This window comes from Arthrobacter sp. RT-1 (assembly GCF_003367205.1).
Lineage (GTDB): Bacteria > Actinomycetota > Actinomycetes > Actinomycetales > Micrococcaceae > Arthrobacter.
Map to the genome: position 1 here is coordinate 1 of NZ_QRGQ01000002.1, position 19,651 is coordinate 19,651.

16 protein-coding genes and 1 rRNA gene are annotated in these 19,651 nt (G+C 67.0%); 13 read left to right on the plus strand and 4 right to left on the minus strand.

All coding sequences use genetic code 11. The features are described 5' to 3' along the window. Nucleotides 1–324: 324 nt before the first annotated feature. From rrf to DXK94_RS21590, 6 genes are all read left to right on the plus strand, one after another. A 5S ribosomal RNA gene (rrf, locus tag DXK94_RS01405) occupies nt 325–441 on the plus strand. A gap of 476 nt (nt 442–917) precedes the next feature. Continuing rightward, entirely contained in the window at nt 918–1,205 is a 288-nt protein-coding gene (locus DXK94_RS01410; protein WP_009358243.1) for an HU family DNA-binding protein, read from the plus strand. Nucleotides 1,206–1,320: 115 nt separating this feature from the next. Next, nucleotides 1,321–3,483: a cytochrome c oxidase assembly protein gene (locus DXK94_RS01415; RefSeq protein ID WP_115523512.1), complete on the plus strand. Its 2,163-nt coding sequence runs from the start codon at nt 1,321–1,323 to the stop codon at nt 3,481–3,483. Beyond that, nucleotides 3,483–5,489, plus strand: coding sequence for an NHL domain-containing thioredoxin family protein (locus tag DXK94_RS01420; RefSeq protein WP_115523513.1), 2,007 nt, complete (start codon nt 3,483–3,485; stop codon nt 5,487–5,489). The genes DXK94_RS01415 and DXK94_RS01420 overlap by 1 nt, the downstream gene beginning before the upstream one ends. Nucleotides 5,490–5,659: 170 nt before the next feature. Continuing rightward, the gene (locus DXK94_RS21585) at nt 5,660–5,974 is read left to right on the plus strand and encodes a type IV toxin-antitoxin system AbiEi family antitoxin domain-containing protein (RefSeq protein ID WP_258868394.1); all 315 of its coding nucleotides are present in this window, start codon (nt 5,660–5,662) and stop codon (nt 5,972–5,974) included. 89 nt (nt 5,975–6,063) lie between these two features. Then, complete coding sequence (locus DXK94_RS21590) at nt 6,064–6,546, plus strand: endonuclease domain-containing protein (RefSeq protein WP_258868395.1); 483 nt, start codon at nt 6,064–6,066, stop codon at nt 6,544–6,546. A 40-nt stretch (nt 6,547–6,586) separates the two neighbouring features. Here DXK94_RS21590 and DXK94_RS01430 read toward each other — a convergent pair whose 3' ends face one another. The 4 genes from DXK94_RS01430 to DXK94_RS01445 form a co-directional block, all read right to left on the minus strand. Next, nucleotides 6,587–7,579 (minus strand): hypothetical protein, encoded by a 993-nt coding sequence (locus DXK94_RS01430; RefSeq protein WP_181884709.1) that lies wholly within the window; start codon nt 7,577–7,579, stop codon nt 6,587–6,589. Nucleotides 7,580–7,717: 138 nt separating this feature from the next. Further along, on the minus strand, nt 7,718–9,412 hold the full coding sequence (locus DXK94_RS01435; protein WP_115523515.1) for a helicase HerA-like domain-containing protein: 1,695 nt from the start codon (nt 9,410–9,412) through the stop codon (nt 7,718–7,720). A 48-nt stretch (nt 9,413–9,460) separates the two neighbouring features. After that, nucleotides 9,461–9,997: a GNAT family N-acetyltransferase gene (locus DXK94_RS01440; protein ID WP_115523516.1), complete on the minus strand. Its 537-nt coding sequence runs from the start codon at nt 9,995–9,997 to the stop codon at nt 9,461–9,463. 4 nt (nt 9,998–10,001) lie between these two features. Beyond that, the gene (locus DXK94_RS01445) at nt 10,002–11,942 is read right to left on the minus strand and encodes an FAD/NAD(P)-binding domain-containing protein (protein WP_115523517.1); all 1,941 of its coding nucleotides are present in this window, start codon (nt 11,940–11,942) and stop codon (nt 10,002–10,004) included. Nucleotides 11,943–12,250: 308 nt separating this feature from the next. Here DXK94_RS01445 and DXK94_RS01450 point away from each other — a divergent pair, with 308 nt between their 5' ends. The 7 genes from DXK94_RS01450 to DXK94_RS01480 are packed head-to-tail and all read left to right on the plus strand — an operon-like array spanning nt 12,251 to nt 19,524. Next, nucleotides 12,251–13,264 carry an amino acid ABC transporter permease gene (locus tag DXK94_RS01450; RefSeq protein WP_115523518.1) on the plus strand — a complete coding sequence of 338 codons (1,014 nt, stop codon included), beginning with the start codon at nt 12,251–12,253 and terminating at the stop codon, nt 13,262–13,264. Then, nucleotides 13,264–14,082 (plus strand): amino acid ABC transporter ATP-binding protein, encoded by an 819-nt coding sequence (locus DXK94_RS01455; RefSeq protein ID WP_115523519.1) that lies wholly within the window; start codon nt 13,264–13,266, stop codon nt 14,080–14,082. Before DXK94_RS01450 ends, DXK94_RS01455 begins: the two co-directional genes overlap by 1 nt. Before the next feature lie 9 nt (nt 14,083–14,091). Further along, complete coding sequence (locus DXK94_RS01460) at nt 14,092–15,156, plus strand: ABC transporter substrate-binding protein (RefSeq protein ID WP_115523520.1); 1,065 nt, start codon at nt 14,092–14,094, stop codon at nt 15,154–15,156. Then, nucleotides 15,153–16,274, plus strand: coding sequence for an LLM class flavin-dependent oxidoreductase (locus DXK94_RS01465; RefSeq protein WP_115523521.1), 1,122 nt, complete (start codon nt 15,153–15,155; stop codon nt 16,272–16,274). The genes DXK94_RS01460 and DXK94_RS01465 overlap by 4 nt, the downstream gene beginning before the upstream one ends. Continuing rightward, nucleotides 16,258–17,091, plus strand: a complete 834-nt coding sequence (locus DXK94_RS01470; RefSeq protein ID WP_115523522.1) for a DUF1684 domain-containing protein — start codon at nt 16,258–16,260, stop codon at nt 17,089–17,091. The genes DXK94_RS01465 and DXK94_RS01470 overlap by 17 nt, the downstream gene beginning before the upstream one ends. Then, on the plus strand, nt 17,088–18,152 hold the full coding sequence (locus DXK94_RS01475; RefSeq protein ID WP_115523523.1) for an LLM class flavin-dependent oxidoreductase: 1,065 nt from the start codon (nt 17,088–17,090) through the stop codon (nt 18,150–18,152). The genes DXK94_RS01470 and DXK94_RS01475 overlap by 4 nt, the downstream gene beginning before the upstream one ends. Before the next feature lie 10 nt (nt 18,153–18,162). Then, complete coding sequence (locus DXK94_RS01480; RefSeq protein ID WP_115523524.1) at nt 18,163–19,524, plus strand: NtaA/DmoA family FMN-dependent monooxygenase; 1,362 nt, start codon at nt 18,163–18,165, stop codon at nt 19,522–19,524. Nucleotides 19,525–19,651 lie beyond the last annotated feature (127 nt).

Below are 19,651 nucleotides of genomic sequence, written 5' to 3' on the forward strand. Positions count from 1 at the left end.
CGTGTGTGAGAGGCCCCCAGCCAGACCACTGGGTTGATAGGCCGGATGTGGAAGCGAGGACTAACGACTCGTGAAGCTGACCGGTACTAATAGGCCAACAACTTACACCACACACCCACCCCGCAAACGAACTTCAAAAGCGTTTGCACCCGGGTTGGGTAAAAAGATACACAAGACTGCTTGCGTCCACTATGTGGTTCCCAAACAACAAACCCGTTTGTTGCAGGGAACACCAAATTGAATAACAACACCACAGCTCTAACACGAGCACGAATGTTGTAACCACCAGGTTTTCCCACCCCCGCGGGGGTGTGGAGCAAGGGTTACGGCGGTCATAGCGTGGGGGAAACGCCCGGTCCCATTCCGAACCCGGAAGCTAAGACCCACAGCGCCGATGGTACTGCACCCGGGAGGGTGTGGGAGAGTAGGTCACCGCCGGACAACCATTAAGGTCGAGGCCCCAACCAGCAATGGTTGGGGCCTCCCGCATTTAAACACCACCGCCCCGGGATGCCCTATCAAATAACGCACCCAAAAACCCCGGATAGCAACCACAACTGACAGAGCAACCCACCCCGGGTCACGCGGCAAGGCACCAAGGCACCGTCCCGCCGTCGGACAATCCGCCCGGGTGATAGGCCGTCCACAGCGAACCCAGGACAAGTGATGCGGCGTTGCCCGGGAACCCGCAACAGCTGATAGAGCGTCGCCCGGGAACCTGCATTAGGTGAGAGAGCGTCCGCTGAGGGCACAATCGGGGCTGAAAACCCCCCAAAATCCGGTGATTAACCTCAAAAAGTGGCGGAAACACGCGGAATTTGCGGACCTCGACCGCCCAAGCTGGTAAGTTTTCGAACAGTGGCTTGTGCGCATGCCGCGTGCAGGCTCCATAAAGATGACCGTCCAGGAGGACATAAATGGCTAAGAACCGTAGTGAACTTGTTGCAGAGGTAGCGGGCAAGGCCGGCACCAGCCAGGCAGCCGTCAACTCCGTCCTCGACGCACTGTTCGAGGTTTTCGAGACTTCTGTCGCCGCGGGCGAGAAGATCACCATCCCGGGCTGGCTCGCCGTCGAGCGTACCGACCGTGCAGCACGCACCGGCCGCAACCCGCAGACGGGTGAGACCATCCAGATCGCAGCAGGCCACAGCGTCAAACTGACCGCCGGTTCCAAGCTCAAGGCTGCGGTTTCCAACAAGAAGTAAGCTTCTTCCTCCCCGGCCCAGAGCCGGCGTGGAAAAGGAGCGGTGACCGGGAGGTTGCCGCTCCTTTTGCTTTTAAGGCCGATTCGCGGCCCGGGCAGGCGTAGCGGACAATGGAATGGTGTCTTCTGCCGCAAAACCCCGTTCCACAAACCCCCAGTCCGCTCCCGGCAAGGGAGCGCAGGGGCAGGACAGCGGCGCCTCCGGCATCTCACGCCCCTGGCAGCTTGCCGGACTGGCCGCAGTATTCCTTGGCCTTGTTGCTGCCCTCATCTTCTCCGGTGCTGCGGCAACCCGGGGCGTCGCTGACCCCGGGGCCCTAGTGCGTTGGGGCCTGCCTGCCAGCAAGGCCATCCACAACATTTCCCTGGCAACGGTCATCGGCGGCCTGATCTTTGCCGTCGGAATCCTGCCCAGGAGCCTGGCGCCCCGCAGCAGGGCCAGGGAAGCGTCCGAAGCCGACGGCGGCCCCGAGCACCCCGCCTTCAGCCGTGCTCTGGCTGTGGCAGCCGCCGCCGGCGCAACCTGGACCCTGTCCGCAATCGCCGTCCTGGTACTGACGTACGCGGACGTTGCCGGGCAGTCGCTCTCGGGGGACGCCGAGTTCACGCAGGCCCTGGTGTATTTCATGACGGATATCGAGACGGGGCGCGCCTGGCTGGCCGTCACCATCATCGCCGCCGTAGTCACCACAGCGCTGTTCGGCGTCCGGTCCCTCGGCGGGCTGGCGCTGACCCTGGTCCTGGCGTTCATTGGGCTGGTCCCCACGGCGCTGATTGGCCACTCCTCAAGCTCGTCAGACCACGAGGGTGCCATCAACTCCCTCGGCCTGCACCTGGTGGGCGTCAGCACCTGGGTGGGCGGGATCATCCTGCTGGCCCTGCTCTCCGGCATCCTCACCGGTTCCAAGGCAGGGGCAGCCGGTGACATCACAGAATCCACCCTCCGCCGGTTCTCCTCCCTGGCCGGCTTCGCCTTTGTCCTGGTGTTCGCGTCCGGAGTCATCAATGCCAGCATCCGGATCACCAACTGGGGAGACCTCTTCGGCTCCGCCTACGGTCAACTGATCCTGGCCAAATCCGCAGCCACCCTGGTCCTGGGCGGGATCGGCTTCATGCACCGCCAATGGGTCATCCCGCAGCTGGGCCGCAAGGGCTCCACAATGTCCTCGCGGCGCGTGCTGTGGCAGCTGGTCCTGGCCGAACTCCTGGTGATGGGCCTGACCTCCGGCGTGGCCGTCGCCCTGGGGCGTTCGGCCCCGCCGGAGCCCACAACCTATGCGCCGGACGCGTCGCCGGCCTTCATCCTGACCGGTTACGAACTGCCCCCCGAACTGACGCCGGAGCGCTGGCTGACGGAATGGCGCCTGGACTGGCTTTGGATTGCCGTGGCCCTGTTCGGGCTGGTGTCCTACTTCCTCGGGGTGGCAAAGGTCTATCGCCGGGGCGACACGTGGCAGTGGTTCCGGTCCGTGAACTGGGTGATCGGCCTTCTGGTGCTGACCTACATCACGTCCGGGCCGCCGTCGGTCTATGGCCGCGTCCTGTTCTCCGCGCACATGGTGGACCACATGGCGCTGACCATGGTGGCCCCCATCTTCCTGGTGCTCGGCGCCCCGGTCACGCTCGCCCTGCGCGCCCTGCAACCCCGCGGCGACGGTTCACGCGGAGCCCGGGAGTGGATCCTGGTCTTCGTGCACTCAAAGTTCTCCCAGGTGGTTACCCATCCGCTGTTCGCGGCCGCCAACTTTGCCGGCTCCATTGTGCTGTTCTATTACTCCGACCTGTTCGGGTTCGCGATGCGCGAGCATGTGGGCCATGAGCTGATGATCGTGCACTTCCTGCTCACGGGCTACATCTTCGTGCTGAGCATGATCGGTTCGGACCCGCTGCCGCGCCGGGCGCCGTACCCCATGCGGCTGCTCCTGCTCCTGGCCACCATGGGCTTCCACGCGTTCTTCGGCGTGGCGATCATGGGCGGCACCAACCTCCTGGCCGCCGACTACTTCGGCAACCTGGGCCGGGACTGGGGACAGTCCGCACTGATGGACCAGCAGACCGGCGGCGCAGTGGCCTGGGGCATCGGCGAGGTGCCCACCCTCCTGGTGGCGATCGGCGTCGCCATCATGTGGTCCCGGTCCGATGCGCGGGAAACCAAACGGGTGGATCGGGCGGCCGACAGGAATAACGACGCCGATCTCACCGCTTACAACGATATGTTTGCCAAATTGGCCGAACGCGATGCCAAGCTGGCTGACCGCAACAAGCTGGAAGGACGCTGATGAGCGAAACCGTACGCACCCACCACCGGGTCCGAGCCTCCGAACTGGTGGGCCGTAACTGGTTGAACACCGGCGGCAAGACCCTCGACCTCGAAGCCTTGCGGGGCAAGATCGTGCTGCTGGACTTCTGGACCTTCTGCTGCATCAACTGCCTGCACGTCCTGGACGAGTTGCGCCCACTGGAGGAAGAGTACTCGGACGTCCTGGTCACCGTGGGCGTCCACTCGCCCAAGTTCGAGCACGAGGCGGACCCGGTGGCGCTGGCCGCCGCTGTGGAGCGCTACGAGATCCACCACCCGGTCCTGGACGATCCGGAGCTGGAGACCTGGAAGGCGTACACCGCCCGTGCCTGGCCCACGCTGGTGGTCATCGACCCGGAGGGCTACATCGTGGCGCACCTCTCCGGGGAGGGCCACGCGGACGGCCTGGCCGTGCTGATCCCCGAGCTCATCGCCGAACACGAGGCCAAGGGCACCCTGCACCGCGGCTCCGGCCCGTACGTGGCGCCCGAGCCGACGTCCGGCACCCTGCGGTTCCCGGGCAAGGCGCTCTTCCTTCCCGCAGGCCGTGGTTCCGGCGCAGATGAAGCGTCCGACGGCGGCGCGGCAGCAGGTGCCGCAACGCAGGGTTCATGGCTGGTCACCGACACCGGCCACCACCGCCTCGTGGAGCTCGGCACCGACTTCCAGACCGTCCTGGCCACCTTCGGCTCGGGCACCAAGGGCTACGCCGACGGTCCGGCCGCCGGCGACACCGCGACCGCACAGTTCAACGAACCCCAGGGCCTGGTCCTGCTGCCGGAAGACGTGGCAGCCAAGGTGGGCTACGACGTCGTTATTGCCGACTCCGTCAACCACCGCCTTCGCGGGCTGTCGCTGACAGACGGCAAGGCCTCCACCCTGGCCGGCAACGGCGTCCAGCGTTTGCTCGAAACCGGCCCCGCGCGGGTGGACGAGGACGCTGCCGGGTTCACGGGCCGCCTCAGCGACCACCCCCTGGAAGTCTCGCTGAGCTCGCCCTGGGACTTGGTCTGGTCGCGCAAGCTTAACGCCGTGGTGGTGGCCATGGCCGGGACCCACCAGATCTTCAGCTTCGACCCCGTGTCCGGTGAAGTGGACATTATTGCCGGCAACGGCCTCGAAGGACTGCTGGACGGACCTGCCCACGAGGCCTGGTTCGCCCAGTCCTCGGGCCTGGCCGAGGACGCCGACGGCAGTATCTGGGTGGCCGACTCTGAAACGTCTGCCCTCCGCAAGCTGGCCATTGACGACGACGGCGCCATCACCGTGGAAACCGCCGTCGGCAAGGGTCTGTTCGACTTCGGCTTCCGGGACGGCGCCGCCGAGGAGGCACGCCTGCAGCACCCGCTGGGGGTGACGGTCCTGCCGGACGGCTCAGTGGCTATCGCCGACACCTACAACGGCGCGGTCCGCCGTTACGACCCCGCCACCAAGACCGTCTCCACGCTGGCCCGCGGCCTCGCCGAACCCTCCGACGTGATTGTGGACCACACCAAGGCAGCCGGCTCCGAGCCGCTGCTGGTGGTGGTTGAGGCGAACCAGCACCAGCTGGTGTACGTCCCCATCCCCAAGGAAGCACAGCAAGTGGACGAGGGCGCATCCCAGACGCACCGGCCCAAGAGCCCAGTGGCCCCCGGCCCGCTGGAGCTGACCGTCCGCTTCACCGCCCCCACCGGGCAGAAGCTGGATGACCGATGGGGCGATCCCACGCAGCTGAAGATCTCCTCTACACCCCCGGAGCTGCTGGTATCCGGCGGCGGAACATCGGTGGGGCTTCTCCGGACCCTTGAGCTGTCCCAGGACGTTCCGGAAGGCATCCTGCACATCACCGCGCGCGCGGCCGCCTGCGACGGGCCGGAGACCGAGGACGGCGAGATCCCCGATCACGCCGCCTGCCACCTCTACCAGCAGGACTGGGGCATCCCCGTGCTGCTGCAGGCCGACGGAGACACCGAGCTGGTACTGGACCTCCGCGGCATGGACTGACGCGCCGCCGTCGTCCGCTGAAATGGCCCGGCTTTCAACCCCCTGAGGCCATTTTTGTCTTCGCTGCTGCCAAAAGCGGGCCAGTTCGTTAGCAGGTCAGGCGGCTGGTTTATCCACATAGCCCCGTCGTGGGGCTGCCGGCAGACCGTCGCGGCCGTCACTGTGGCCTTATGAACCCAGCGGAGATTCTCAGGTCGGCTGGCGGAGTGCTGCTGACGCGGGACGTGCTGACTGCCGGTGCCACGGAAGCCCGCCTTCGCCAGGCGGTTCGGAGTGGCGACGTGGTCCGCCTCGAGCGGGGGCTCTTGGCGGTTGCGGACGCTGATCCCGCGTCAGTGGCCGCAGGGCGTGCCCGTGGCTCGTCACATGTGTGTCCGCCGCACCGGCATTCAGCCTCTGGCGGCTTCGTCCCCCCGTTCAGCCACACTACTGGCAAAGTAACGGACGGAAGCCCGCCGGCTGTGTCAGTCATAGGCTTCCACTGACGCAGTCTCCCAGTCACGGGACACTTGCCGCCCTTCCGGATGTCCTTCTGCACGCACTGCTGTGCCTACCGGAACTCGAATCCCTGGTCATGGTCGAGTGTGCCTACAACCGGGGTGACATCGATCTGGCATTCCTTCTCCGCCACCTTCCCGGGAACCGGTGCGGCAAGGCGCGGAACGTGGTGTCCAAGGTTGAACGCGGCGCCGACTCCCTCCTTGAGTCCCTGGCCAGAGTGCTGTTCAGGGACGCTGGTATTAACACCGCCACCCAGGTATGGATTGACGGAATTGGGCGCGTGGACTTTCTCCTGGAAGGATTCCTGATTGTGGAAATTGACGGCATCGCTTTCCACCTGGAGGCACGGCAATTCAAGAAGGACAGGCGCAGGGACAACTCGGCAATACTGCAGGGTCTACCCGTGCTGAGGTTCTTCTACGACGATGTAGTTCACGCGCCCGACTCTGTTCTGGCGCAGGTCCGGGAGGTTCTGGCACGGGGTTCCTTGCGGTGGCCGCAGCCGGACCGGCCCAGCTATCAACCTCATCGGGCCCGTAGCCGCGGCTACCAATAGGGGCCAGGCACCAAAACCGGGCCAGAGCGGCGTGCGCGGCCTAAAAGCTCAGCACCGGGGTGACCCTGACCGCGCCGCCGGAGACGTCCAGGCGGGTGGTGAAGCTGAAGTCCACCTCTTCCTCCAGCGGGTACCAGATCCCGGTGAAGGAGTTCTGCTGCAGCGCTTCCACCTTGGCCTTGCCGTCCAGGGGTGCCACCACCCACCGTCCGTCAAAGGGTTCGATGGCAACGTTTGGGTACTCCGTGACGGTCCACTTGATGGTGCCGTCCTGGACCCTGTTGTTGCTGGCGTAGTAGAACGGGCAGTCCGGCTGGAGCTTCTGCTCCTTGACCGCTTCCGCCGCGCAGCCGTCCAGGAACTCCTTGACCTTGTCCGCCACGTCCTTCTTGAGGCTGGCAGTAGCCTGGGTCAGCAGGTTGAGCGGCGCCACGGGGACGTCCCGGGCGGTGACTGTCGCGCGGGTTGCGGGGGCCGAGAAGTACTGGCCGTTGAGGGCTGCCTCGTACTCACCCGGATAGAACACCGCGAAGGAGTTCCTGCCGTTGGGCATGTTCACCGGCACGCCGTTGACGTTGGCCTCGCTGCCGTTGACCACCGTGACGTCCACCGTGGGCAGCCGTGACGGGACGAACGCCCAGGTGTTGAAGAAGATCCATTCGGTGCCGGTCTTCTGCAGCATGAACTCCGTGCGGAGCCGGCTGCCGTCGATGGTGTATTCCATGGGCACCATGACCTGGTTGCCGGAACGCTCCTCCGGTTCACCGATCTCCACGTTGGCCAGGCGGGACGCGGCGGTCTGCAGCCCTGTTCCGTCGAGCATGGCGGCATTGCTGGGCGGTACAGTGGCGCGCAACAATCCCAGCGCCTTCCCGCCGTCGCCGCTTTGCAGCGCGTCCAGATACTCACGCACCGGCTGCTGCGGACTCGCCACCGTCTTGTTCACCAGGTTCACGGCAACAATGGCTCCGGCCACGGCAAGCATGAGGCCCAGCAGCCATCCGGCCGCTATCCTCACCAACGCTTGACTCATCTGCACGTTCCTTACACTAACGTTAGTGCGAACGCGCACTGAAGTCGGCGTCTACCCTTTGTGGGGGAGAAGCACGGTGTTAAGGCCCGACGACGGCAGCCGGAACTGGCGTCCGCGGCCCCTTCGGAACGGCCCGGGTCAGCGGCGGCGCCGCCGGGACGACGTGCCGAACACGCCCCGCAGCAGTTCACGGCCCAGCTGGGTGCCGATGGACCGGGCCATGCTCTTCAGGCCGCCGCCCAAGGCGCCACCGAGCGCGCCGCCAAGGTCGTCCATCATCCCGCCGCCCGACTCCGGCCGCGAAGACCGGGGCGCCCCGGCCGGCGTGCGGGGAACAGTGTTCCGGCCGGGAGCCGGCCTGCTGCTGGGCTGGCCCAGGATCTCCTCCTCAATCCGGCGGGCCTCGGCGTCCACGTCCGCAGCGTCGCCGGAACCCGGAACCGGCGGCCCGCCCGGCACCGCGGAACCGGTGGGTGCGGCAGCCTTGCCGGTCAGCTTCTCGTAGGCGGAATGGTTATCCACCGCGGTTCCGTACTTGGGCAGGAGTGCCGAGCCGGCCACCGTGCTCCGGACCAGGGCGTCATCGCTGGGTCCCATGACCGACTCGGGCGCCCGCAGCCGGGTGAGTGCCACAGGAGTGGGCGCGCCCCTGTCGTTCATGACCGTCACCACGGCCTCGCCGATCCCTGCGGAGGTCAGGGTTTCCTCCAGGTCGTAGTCGCTGACCGGGAAGGTGGACACGGTGGCCTTGAGCGCCTTGGCGTCCTCCGGGGTGAAGGCGCGCAGGGCGTGCTGCACGCGGTTGGCCAGCTGGCCAAGGACGTCGGCGGGGACGTCCTTGGGAGTCTGGGTGACGAAGAAGATGCCCACGCCCTTGGACCGGATGAGCCGGACGGTGGTGGTGATGGCTTCCAGGAACGCCTTGGACGCACCGTTGAAAAGCAGGTGGGCCTCGTCGAGGAAGAACACGAGCTTCGGCTTGTCCAGGTCCCCTGCTTCCGGGAGGTCCTCAAAGAGATCGGCGAGCAGCCACATGAGGAACGTGGAGAACAGCATCGGTTTGGTCTGGAGCGTGGGCAACTCGAGGCAGGTGACGACGCCGCGGCCGTCCGGCGCGGTCCGCAGCAGCTCCGCGGTATCAAACTCGGGTTCGCCGAAGAACTTTTCCAGCCCCTGCGCCTCGAGGTTCACGAGCTCGCGGAGGATGACACCGGCGGTTGCCTTGGACAGCCCGCCCAGCTCCTCCAGCTGGTCCTTGCCTTTGGCGGAGGTCAGGAACTGGATTACGGCCCGGAGGTCCTTGAGGTCGATGAGTTCCAGGCCGTTCTTGTCCGCGAAGTAGAACACCAGCTGCAGGCTGGATTCCTGCGTGTCGTTCAGTTCCATGATCCGCGAGAGGAGGATGGGCCCGAAGGACGATACCGTGGCCCGCACGGGGACCCCGTTACCGTCGCCGCCCAGGGCCAGGAACTCCACCGGGAACGTCTTCCCCTGCCAGGCCTGTCCAATGCCCTCGGTGCGGGCGGTGAGCTTAGCGCTGCCGGTAGCGGCGGTGGCCAGCCCGGAGAGGTCACCTTTGATGTCCGCCAGGAAGACGGGGACGCCGGCGGTGGAGAGCTGCTCGGCCATCATGTGCAGCGTGACGGTTTTGCCGGTACCGGTGGCACCGGCCACCAGGCCGTGCCGGTTCATCATGGCCAGCGGCAGCCGCACCGGCGCGTTCTTGTGGAGTTCGCCGTCGATGATGGCGGCCCCCAGTTCGATGGTGGCACCGTCCAGCGCGTAGCCCTTCTGGATGGTGGCAAGCTTCTCTGCTGTGGTTTTGTTGGCCATGGCGCCAGCTTAGCGGCGCCCGGTGCCTGCGCGGCGGCACTCCGCCGGTCAGTTCTGCGCGGCCGGAAGTTCCTTGGTGAACGCCAGCGGGCCGATGGTCTCGGGGTCGGCGGCCAGGTCGAACTGCGGCTCATAGCCGGTGGTGAGGTAGAGGTGCTTGGCCTCGGGCTGCCGCGGGCCGGTGGTGAGGTAGAGCCGGGTGTATCCGCGGCGGCCAGCCAGGGCCTCCAGTTCGGCGAGCACCAGGCGGGCAAGGCCCCGACGGCGGTGTGCGGAGTGCGTCCAGATCCGCTTCAGTTCCGCCGTGGCGGCGTCATACCGGCGGAAAGCCCCGCCGGCGATGGATTCACCGTTTTCCTGGATCACCAGGAGCGCACCGCGGGGCTCCTCGAATTCGGCGGCTGGGTAGCGGTTCAGCTCCTCTGCGGCAGCGCCCCGGCCAAAAAGGTCGCCGTAGCGGGTGTCGTATTCGACGGCGAGTTCGTCCAGCAGCGGCCGGACGCGGGGATCGTGCATGGGCAGGTTCAGGACGGCCAGGGCTGCGGGGTCAAGGGGCCTGCGCTTGAGTTCGGGTTCTGCGGTCACGGGTTCAGTACTTTCCGACGGCGGCTGGTTCTGGAGTTATTGTGGCGGAGGTTTCGGCGGACAGGCTGCGGGCAACGGTGAGGATGGTCCGGGCCAGGGCATCGTTCTCCCGGAACGGTGCCGCGTTGGTATTGGGCCGGGCAAACGCTCCCGCACCCCAGCCTGACGTTCCTGGCCCGATGCCGAACACGGTTTGCTGCGGGGTTCCGGCGGCATCCACCAGCTGGTGCCGGGCGGAAACCAGCAGTTTGCCGGTGGAGTGGATGCCGTCGGCCGTGAGCAGCTGCTGCTCCGTGCCCAGCCCGCTGCCATGCAGGGACGCGAGCACGGGATTGAGCGACCGGGTGACCGACGTGGACGGCAGCCGGGCCTCGATGAAGGCGCTGGCCGTGATGGCGGCGGGATGGTGCGGGGACGTGGCCCGGAACAGCCCGGTGGCCTCGTCGGCCGTCACTTCGAGGCCGGGACCCACGAACTGGAGCAGCCCGGCACGGTGCAGGGCCAGCATCTGGCGCAGGCGGTGGGGCGGCGGGCCGGAGTCGACAAAGCTGAAGAACCCGTGCCACCAGCCGTGGACGGTCTGCTGGGACCGTGCATTGAGCCGTTCCGCAGGCACCACGCGCCCCAGTTCCATGTAAACGTGCAGCAGGGCCAGGAAGAGTGCCAGGGTCTCCGGATGGTCCGGGCTGTCCCGCAGCGCGAGGTCCTCTCCGATGTACCCTGCCACGGCGGACTGTACTTCCCCGAGGCCGGCGAAGCGGCGCCCGTCAAAGGGCCGGTCCAGCCGCTCGAGGTCGAGATGCAGGCCGGCATCCGGGACGGCGGCAGCCACGAGTTCGGTGCGCGCGGAGCTGTACCAGTCCAGGCCGGAGTAGCGCGAGGCGAACTCTTCCCAGCCCATGGCGGCCCGCTCCGGGCTGCCGATCAGCAGCTCCCGGTAGTAGCCGTAGCCGGCTTCCTTGGCGATCAGCGGCCAGAGGTGGCTTCGGAAATCCAGTTCGCCGTGCCGCCGGAGCAGGGCCTCGACGGCGTCTGCGGTGAAGAACAGCAGCGGACCGGGTGCCTGGCCGCGGAGGGCAGACGAAATCTTGGAGTGGTACGGCACCCCGCGCCGCGACCCTGCCCACAGCCGGGGTTCCCTGCCGGACGCAAGGTAGCGCAGCCCGCCGTCGGGCGTTTCCTCGAAGCGCCCGCCGCGGCCCTCCATCAGGAGGACCAGCAGGTCGACGAACGCGAGTCCCATGCCGGCGACGATCACGTCCTGCCCGGGGGCGATGGCTGAATAGTCGACGTCGGTGGTGTAGCTGGGCGCCGCATGGAACCCGCCGTGGCGGGCGGCGAAGCGGGACCAGCCGGCGGAGGCGGCGTCCGGGCGGGAGTCGGTGTGGCCCAGCGCGGTGACCAGGATGTCGGCATGCAAAGTCCGCCCGTTGGCCAGTTCCACGGCACGCGCGCCGCCGCCGAGCGGGGCGATGTCCACCGCCGTGGTCCGGTGCACGGTCACGCTCTTGCCGAGGGACCGGGCAGCGCGGCGGAAGAACCATTCGAGGTACTGGCTTTGAAGTTGGCGGGTGGGGAACGAGGAGCCCGTGAGGGAGTGAAGCTGGTCCCGCAGCTGCCGGGGGAAGTCCGGAACGTCGGTAATGGATCCGTCCAATACGCCGTCCGCCCATTCCGCCAGTCCGGGGCCGGACGCCGGGGGACCATCACAGGCGACGGACGCGTCCGTGAACATGGTGACGTCGGCCGCCGTCGAGTTCAGCAGCAGCCCGGGATGCTGGTCGTACCGCCAGATGCGGCCGGATCCTGGAACGTACGGCTCCACCACGTGGATCTGCAGGGCGCCGGCGAAGATCTCCGGCCGGTTGGCGGCAATCCGCTCCAGCACGCCGGCCGCCCGGGGGCCGCCCCCAATGAAGACGACGGCCGGAATGTTCGCTGGCATGGGACTCCTGACGGCGGTGCGGGGCGGACGGGGATGCGGCGGCCTTGGAAGGGCCGCCGGAGTGCCCATGCTAGGCAGCGGTGACGACGGCGGTCGAGCGCCTGGTCACGCCCGTTAACTCCGCGTCACAGCGCGTCAAGCGACGCAAAAAACCGACTCATGACGCCGCACTAAGTCCCGTGACGATATGCAACCTGGCGCCTTGCTGGCCTCTTCCGGCCGGTCCTAGATTTGCAGCCAGCAACCGGGCCAGCCAGGACCGGTACCGGGGCGGTGGCTCCAACCCGATCCGAGAAGCGAGGTGGCGCATGAGTTCAGCAGCAACGAAGGTGGCGCAGTCAGCACAATCACAGCCGGCACAGACGGCAGGCGCGGCTCCGCAGCCTGCGCCACCTGCCCGGGCCGCCACGGACTACTCCGGCTACCCGGTGGTGGCAGCCAGGCATCCCTGGCGCTGGGTGGGGACTGCCGCCGTCGCGCTTGGTGTCCTGGCGGTGGCCTGGTCCCTGGCCACGAACCCGCGCTGGGAATGGGGCGTGGTGGCGCAGTGGTTCACCGCGCAGTCCGTGATCAACGGCTTGCTGGAAACGCTGAAGCTGACAGCCATCTCGGGCCTGCTCGGGTTCGTCCTGGGCTTCATCCTGGCGCTCATGCGGCTGTCCGCCTCACCGCTGCTGGTCTCGGTGTCCTGGACGTTCTCCTGGATCTTCCGGTCCACGCCGCTGCTGGTCCAGATGCTCCTTTGGTACAACCTGGGCTACCTCTACGAAAAGATCAGCCTGGGCATCCCCTTCACCGACGTGAGGTTCTTCGAGGTCCAGACCACCACGCTGATCAGCCAGTTCGCGGCCGCCGTCCTGGGCCTGACCCTGAACCAGGCGGCCTACTCGGCCGAGATCATCCGCGGCGGAATCCTCTCTGTGGACCAGGGGCAGCTGGAGGCCGCGGCGGCCCTGGGCATCCCGGCCTGGCGGCGGTCCACCCGGATTGTGTTGCCGCAGGCGATGCGGGCCATCCTGCCCACCGCCTTCAACGAGATCATCGGCCTGGTCAAGGGCACATCGATCGTCTACGTCCTGGCCTACTCCGAGCTGTTCTACACAGTGCAGGTCATCTACAACCGCACGCAGCAGGTCCTCCCGCTGCTCCTGGTGGCAACGCTCTGGTACGTGGTGATCACCTCGGTCCTCAGCGTCTTCCAGTACTACATCGAACGGCACTACTCCAAGGGTGCGGTGCGGAACCTGCCGCTGACCCCCTTGCAGAAAGCCCGTAAATTCTTCGCCACCCACGCAGTGGCCAACCGGACCAGGAGCCTCTGATGACCGTTACAGCTGCTACAGCCACCCGCGGCCTGGTGGAAATCACCGGCGTGCGCAAGTCCTTCGGGGCCACCGAGGTCCTCAAAGGCGTCAGCCTCACGGTTGAGCCGGGCGGCGTGGCCGTGATCGTCGGCCCGTCCGGCTCGGGAAAGTCCACCCTGCTGCGCACTATCAACCACCTGGAAAAGGTGGACGGCGGCCACATCTCAATCGACGGCACATTGGTGGGCTACGAAGTCCGGGGCGGGCGGCTCCATGAGCTGCGCGAGAAGGACATCCTCAAGCAGCGGACCGAGATCGGCATGGTGTTCCAGAACTTCAACCTGTTCCCGCACCTCACCGCTTTGGAGAACGTGGCCGAAGCGCCCGTCGTGGCGCAGCGTCCCGGAAAAGCACGCCCCTCCAAGGAAGAGGCAAAGCGCCGTGGCCTGGAGCTGCTGGACCGCGTGGGCCTGAAGGACCGCGCGGATGCCTACCCGCGGCAGCTGTCCGGCGGCCAGCAACAGCGCGTGGCGATCGCACGGGCCCTGGCACTGGATCCCAAGATCCTGCTCTTCGACGAGCCCACCTCGGCGCTGGATCCTGAACTGGTCAATGAGGTGCTCGACGTTATCCGGGAGCTCGCCACCTCCGGCACCACCCTGATCATCGTCACCCACGAGATGGGCTTTGCCCGGGACGTGGCGGACACCGTGGTGTTCATGGACCAGGGCCAGATCGTGGAGCAGGGCACCCCGCAGGAGATTTTCACCAACCCCCAGGAACCGCGCACCAGGAGCTTCTTCTCCAAGGTGCTCGAACCGGCTTTCAACATCTAAGGACTTCCCATGTCATTCTCTTCACCTGCCGGCATCCGCACCCCACGCTTCCGCAACAGGCGCACCCTGGCGGCGCTGCCCGCCGTCGTACTCCTCGGAACAGCCGCGCTGTCTGCCTGCGCCGATCCCGGTGCAACAGCTGCGGGCTCTGCCACGGGCGGAGCTGAGACGACGGCGGCACGCAACGGCGTGGTCTACAACGCGTCCCCGGACCAGCAGCGCATCCGGGCGGAGAAGGATCCGGCGCTCGCCGCCAAGGTCCCCGAACTCATTGGCAAGGACGGCAAGCTCACCATCGCCACCACAGCCGGTTCCATTCCGCTGTCCTTCCACGCCACGGACGACAAGACGCCGATCGGATCCGAGCTGGACCTCGCGCAACTGGTGGCGGACAAGCTGGGCCTGGAGCTGGATGTCCAGGTCACCTCCTGGGAAAACTGGCCGCTGAAGACCCAGTCCGGCGACTTCGAGGCTGTGTTCTCCAACGTGGGTGTGAACAAGGACCGCGTGAAGCTCTTCGACTTTGCCAGCTACCGCGCCGCCTTTATGGGTTTCGAGGCGAAGAAGTCCGCCAGCTATGACATCAAGGGCGCGGATGACATCTCCGGGCTGAAGGTATCCGTAGGGTCCGGCACCAACCAGGAGAAGATCCTTCTCGCGTGGAACAAGGAACTCGAGGCCAAGGGCAAGGCGCCCGCCACCCTGCAGTACTACTCGTCCGACGCCGACACCATCCTGGCTCTCTCATCGGGGCGGACAGACCTGAACATCGCCCCCTACCCGTCCACGGTGTACCGGGAAAACACCCGGGACGACCTGAAGGTGGTGGGCAAGGTCAACGCCGGCTGGCCCTCGGAAACCCTGGTGGCAGCCACAACCCTTCGCGGCAACGGACTGGCCCCGGTCATCACCGAGGCCCTGAACTCGGCAATTGAGGACGGTTCGTACGCAGAGGTGCTGGAGCGCTGGGGCCTGTCCGAGGAGGCGCTGCCGGAGTCGAAGACCATCACCGAGGAGACCTTCGCGGCCGCCCAGGCTACAGCCAGTGCCGCTCCTTCCGGGAAGACCTCATGAAGTTCCAGGTCCTGGACATCATCCCGCACCTGAAAAACCCGGTGACCGGGGAGATCGTCTCCACAGCGGACCGCCTCAACCAGGTGGTGGAAACCGCGCGGCGGGCCGAGGAACTGGGGTTCGACAGCTTCTCCGTAGGGGAGCGCCACGCCGGGGAGTTTATCTCCTCCTCGCCCACCACGGTGCTGGCAGCAATCGCCGCCGTGACGGACCGGATCCGGCTGCAGAGCGGCGTCACCGTGCTGTCGGTGCTGGACCCGGTGCGCGTGGCCGAGGATTACGCCACCATCGACCAGCTCAGCCGCGGCCGGCTGGAACTGGTGATCGGCAAGGGCAACGAGGTGCTGCAATACCCGTTGTTCGGGCTGGACCTTGCTGACCAGTGGGACCTGCTGGCCGAAAAGTATGAGCTGCTGCGCCGGTTGTGGCGCGAGGAAGGCGTCACCTGGTCCGGGCGCTTCCGTCCGCCGCTGACGGAACGAACCACCACTACGCCGCGCCCCTTTGACGGTCCGCCCAGGATTTGGCACGGCTCTGCTACAACGCTTACGTCCGCCGCCCTTGCCGGCAAATGGGGTGACCCGCTGTTCACGGCGAACGCCATCCAGCCCCGGGAGAACTACCAGGTGCTGATCGAGCATTACCGGGCGGAGTATGAGCGGCACGGCCACGATCCCCGGCAGCAGTACGTGGGTTCGGGCAGCGGTGCCGGCGGGGTGTTCATCGCGGACACCACCAAGGAGGCCATCCGGCAGTTCGGGCCGGTGTATGAAGCCCTGACGGCGAACCGCAATGTGCCGGGCAACAACTCACCCTTCCGCGACATCCAGCACGCGGTGGCCGAGGGCCCCGCGCTGGTGGGCAGCCCGGAGCAGGTGATCGACAAAATCCTCAGCTACCACTCGCTGTACGGCCACGACCTGCAGTCCATCTCGCTGCCCACCACGCTGCCGTTCGAACAGCAGCTGGAGATCCTGGAGCGGTTCGCGCTGGAGGTCATCCCCGCTGTCCGGGCGGCCGCGCCCACCACGCTCTGGGAAGCCGAAGATCCTTACGGCAACCGCCCCGAATCCGCCCGCACCAGCACCACAAGGAGCCACTTTGTCTACGCACACTGAAACCGCCCTCGAGTCCTTCGACGCCGACTGGCAGGAATGGCACACCGCCCACGAACGCCACCGCGCCCACCCGCACGGCTTCCTCGCCGTCACGCACCTGCACTGGCTGGACTCCTCCGCCAGGCGTCTGGACGGTGTTCCGGGCACGTGGAGTGCAGTGGACGACGCCGTCCGCATCGTCCTGGAGGCAGGCGAAAGCCTGCAGCGGGACGGGCAGGAGTTGAACACCGGCTCCGGTGCCACCATTGAGCTGGGCTCCATCGAGGAGCGCGGCGGGATCAACCTGGCGTCCGGCGATACGGTCATTGAGGTGGCAAAGCGCGGCGGCGAGTACATTGTGCGGCCGCGGAACCCGGAGAACGCACTGCTCCGCGAATACCAGGGCACCCCCGCCTACTCGCCGGACGCTGCCTACGCCGTCCGCGGGACCTTTGTGCCCTTCGAGGCGCCGCGGCCCACCACGGTGGGGGCCGCCGTCGAAGGCATCCGGCATGTCTACGAGGCCCCGGGTGAAATCCGTTTCAAACTGGCAGGCCGGGAACTGGCGCTGACGGCGTTCAACGGCCACGCACCCGGTTCGCTGGCCGTCCTGTTTACGGACCAGACCTCCGGCAAAACCACCTACGCAGCCAACCGTTCGCTCTCCGTGGTGCCGGCCGCGGACGGTTCGGTGGAGCTGGACTTCAACCGGGCCATTAACCTGCCCTGCGCCTACACGGACCTGGCCACCTGCCCGCTGCCGCCGGCCGAAAACCGGCTGCCCGTGGCCATCGAAGCCGGCGAGAAGATCCCCTACGAACGTCAGGACCCGAAGTGAGCCCCAACGAATCAGCCCGCGCCGGGTTCCTGGCGATCGAACTCGACGGCGCCGGGTGGGACGGTGCCGGTTTCGGCAGCCTCACCGAAGCCGTGCTTGCCGCGGAATCCGCCGGGTTCCATGTGGCCACCTTTACCGATGAACCTGCACCCGGGCGTGCCAACGCCCTGCAGCGTGCGGCCTACGCCGGCCCCATCACGCGGACCATCGCCCTGGTGCCGGAGGTGGATACGGTCTACACCGAGCCGTTCCACGTTTCCACGCAGCTCGCGAGCCTGGACTACGTGGCGGGCGGACGCGCCGGATGGATCGCTACCGCAGGGGAATCACCCGAAGCCGCTGCCGCCGTCGGACGCGACTTTGTGAGCGGCGCTGCGCTCGGCCAGGAAGCCGCTGCCTCCATCGAGGTGTCCCGGCGTTTGTGGGACTCGTGGGAGGACGATGCGGTGATCCGTGACGTCGCCACCGGCCGCTACATCGATGTGGACAAGCTGCACTACGCCGACTTTGAAACCCCGGCGGATTTCGCGGGCGCGGCCTATTCGGTCAAGGGCCCATCCATTATTCCCAGGCCGCTCCAGGGGCAGCTGCCGGTGCTGGTTCCGGCGTCCCTGCTGGGCGGGGTTTCAGCGGACGCCGTGGACGGTGTGCTGGTGAACGCGCCGACCCCTGAACTGCTGGCCGCCGAGGTCCGCGACGTCCGCACCCGCGTTGGAGCTTCGGTGGCGGTGGTTGCCGAGCTCGACGTCGTCCTGGATGCCCGGGGGCAGGCTGCGGGGGACCGCGGGGCCGGCGCCGACAGCGGCCGGGCCAGGTACGCCGGCCCGGCGGCAGCCCTCGTTGACCTCCTGGCGCCGCTGCTCGCGGAGGCCGACGGCGTGCGGCTCCACCCGGCGTCGCTCGCGGTGGACCTCGGAGAACTGGCCCGGCTGGTCCTGCCTGAACTGAGGCGGCGCGGTGCCCTCCGTTCTCCCGTCCAGGACGGTACCTTCCGCGACCTGCTGGGCCTCGGGCGTCCGGCCAACCGCTATGCATCCGCCGCTGCCGGCACCGGAAAGTAAGGGAAAAACCATGACGCAGCACAGCCGTGCTACATTCAATGTTTTCACGCCGACAGGGAAGCTGCAGTTCGGCATTTTCTTCCAGGGGGTCAACTCGGGAACCATCTGGAAGGCCACGGAATCCGGCTCGCAGACCGACTTCGAATCGTTCCGCCGCATCGCCCAGACCGCCGAGCGGGGGTTGTTCGCCGCGTTCTTCCTGGGTGAAGGGCTCCGCTTGCGGGAACACCTCGGGCGGCCGCACGCGCTGGACGTGGTTGGCAGGCCGGACGCCCAGACCATGCTTGCGGCGCTGGCTTCGGTCACCAACAACATCGGTCTGGTGGCCACCCAGAACACCACGTACAACGATCCCGCGGATCTGGCCCACCGGCTCGCCTCGCTGGACCTGATCTCCGGCGGCCGGGCGGCATGGAATATCGTCACCACGGACAACGCCTGGACCGGGGCGAACTTCCGCCGCGGCGGCTACCTGGACCACGCAGACCGGTACAAGCACGCCGAAGCGTTCGTGGAGACGGCAAAGCGGATTTGGGACTCCTGGGAGACCCCGAACGGTCCTGCCCGCCGGGTGCTCCATGAGGGGCAGCACTACACCGTGGATGTCACCCCCCGCCTGCCGCGGAGCGCACAGTACCGGCCGGTGCTGTTCCAGGCCGGCGACTCCCCGGAAGGCCGTGATTTCGCAGCCCGGCAGGCCGATGTGATCTTCTCCGCCCACCCCAAGTTCGATGACGCCGTCGAGTTCCGCCAGGACCTCGTGGCGCGCTCGCTGGCTGCCGGCCGCGGGGCCAACGCGGTGCAGATCATGCCGGCCAGCGAATTCATCCTGGCTCCCACCGCCGAAGAGGCGGCGGAGAAGAAGGAGTGGGTCCGCAGCCTGCAGATCGGTCCGCAGCAGGCGGTGGCGTACCTGGAACAGTTCTGGGGCCGTGAGCTGTCCGACTACGATCCCGATGGCCCGCTTCCGGAGATTGATCCCGTGGTGGAGGAAACCTCTGAAACCCGGGGCAGCGGCTTCCACGGCGCGAAGGCACGGCAGTTGGCGGACCAGTGGCGGGCCGAGGCCAAGGACAAGGGGCTCTCCATCCGCCAGTTCGTCACGTCCCGCACCGCGCGCGTGGACTCCACCTTCACGGGTTCCTACGCTGCGGTGGCCGACCAGCTGGCCGAGTACGCCCGCGTGGGCGCGGTGGACGGTTTCAACATCTCACCGTGGCTCATTCCAACGGGGCTGGATGACATCGTGAACCACCTGGTGCCCGAACTCCAGGAACGCGGCGTCTACCCCACCGAATACCGGGGCACCACCCTGCGGGAGAACCTGGGGCTGGAGGCGCCCGTGCGCTCCGCCGAGACGGTCCGCGCCTGATGAATTGGCACCGCGGTGGAAAGGCCGACGACGGCGAGGAGGGTGCCGCCGTCGTCGAGCCTTCCGCTGGGGCTGTGCAGCTGCAGCTGACGGTGTGGGAGCAGCATCTGTAGGGCGTTTGTCAGAC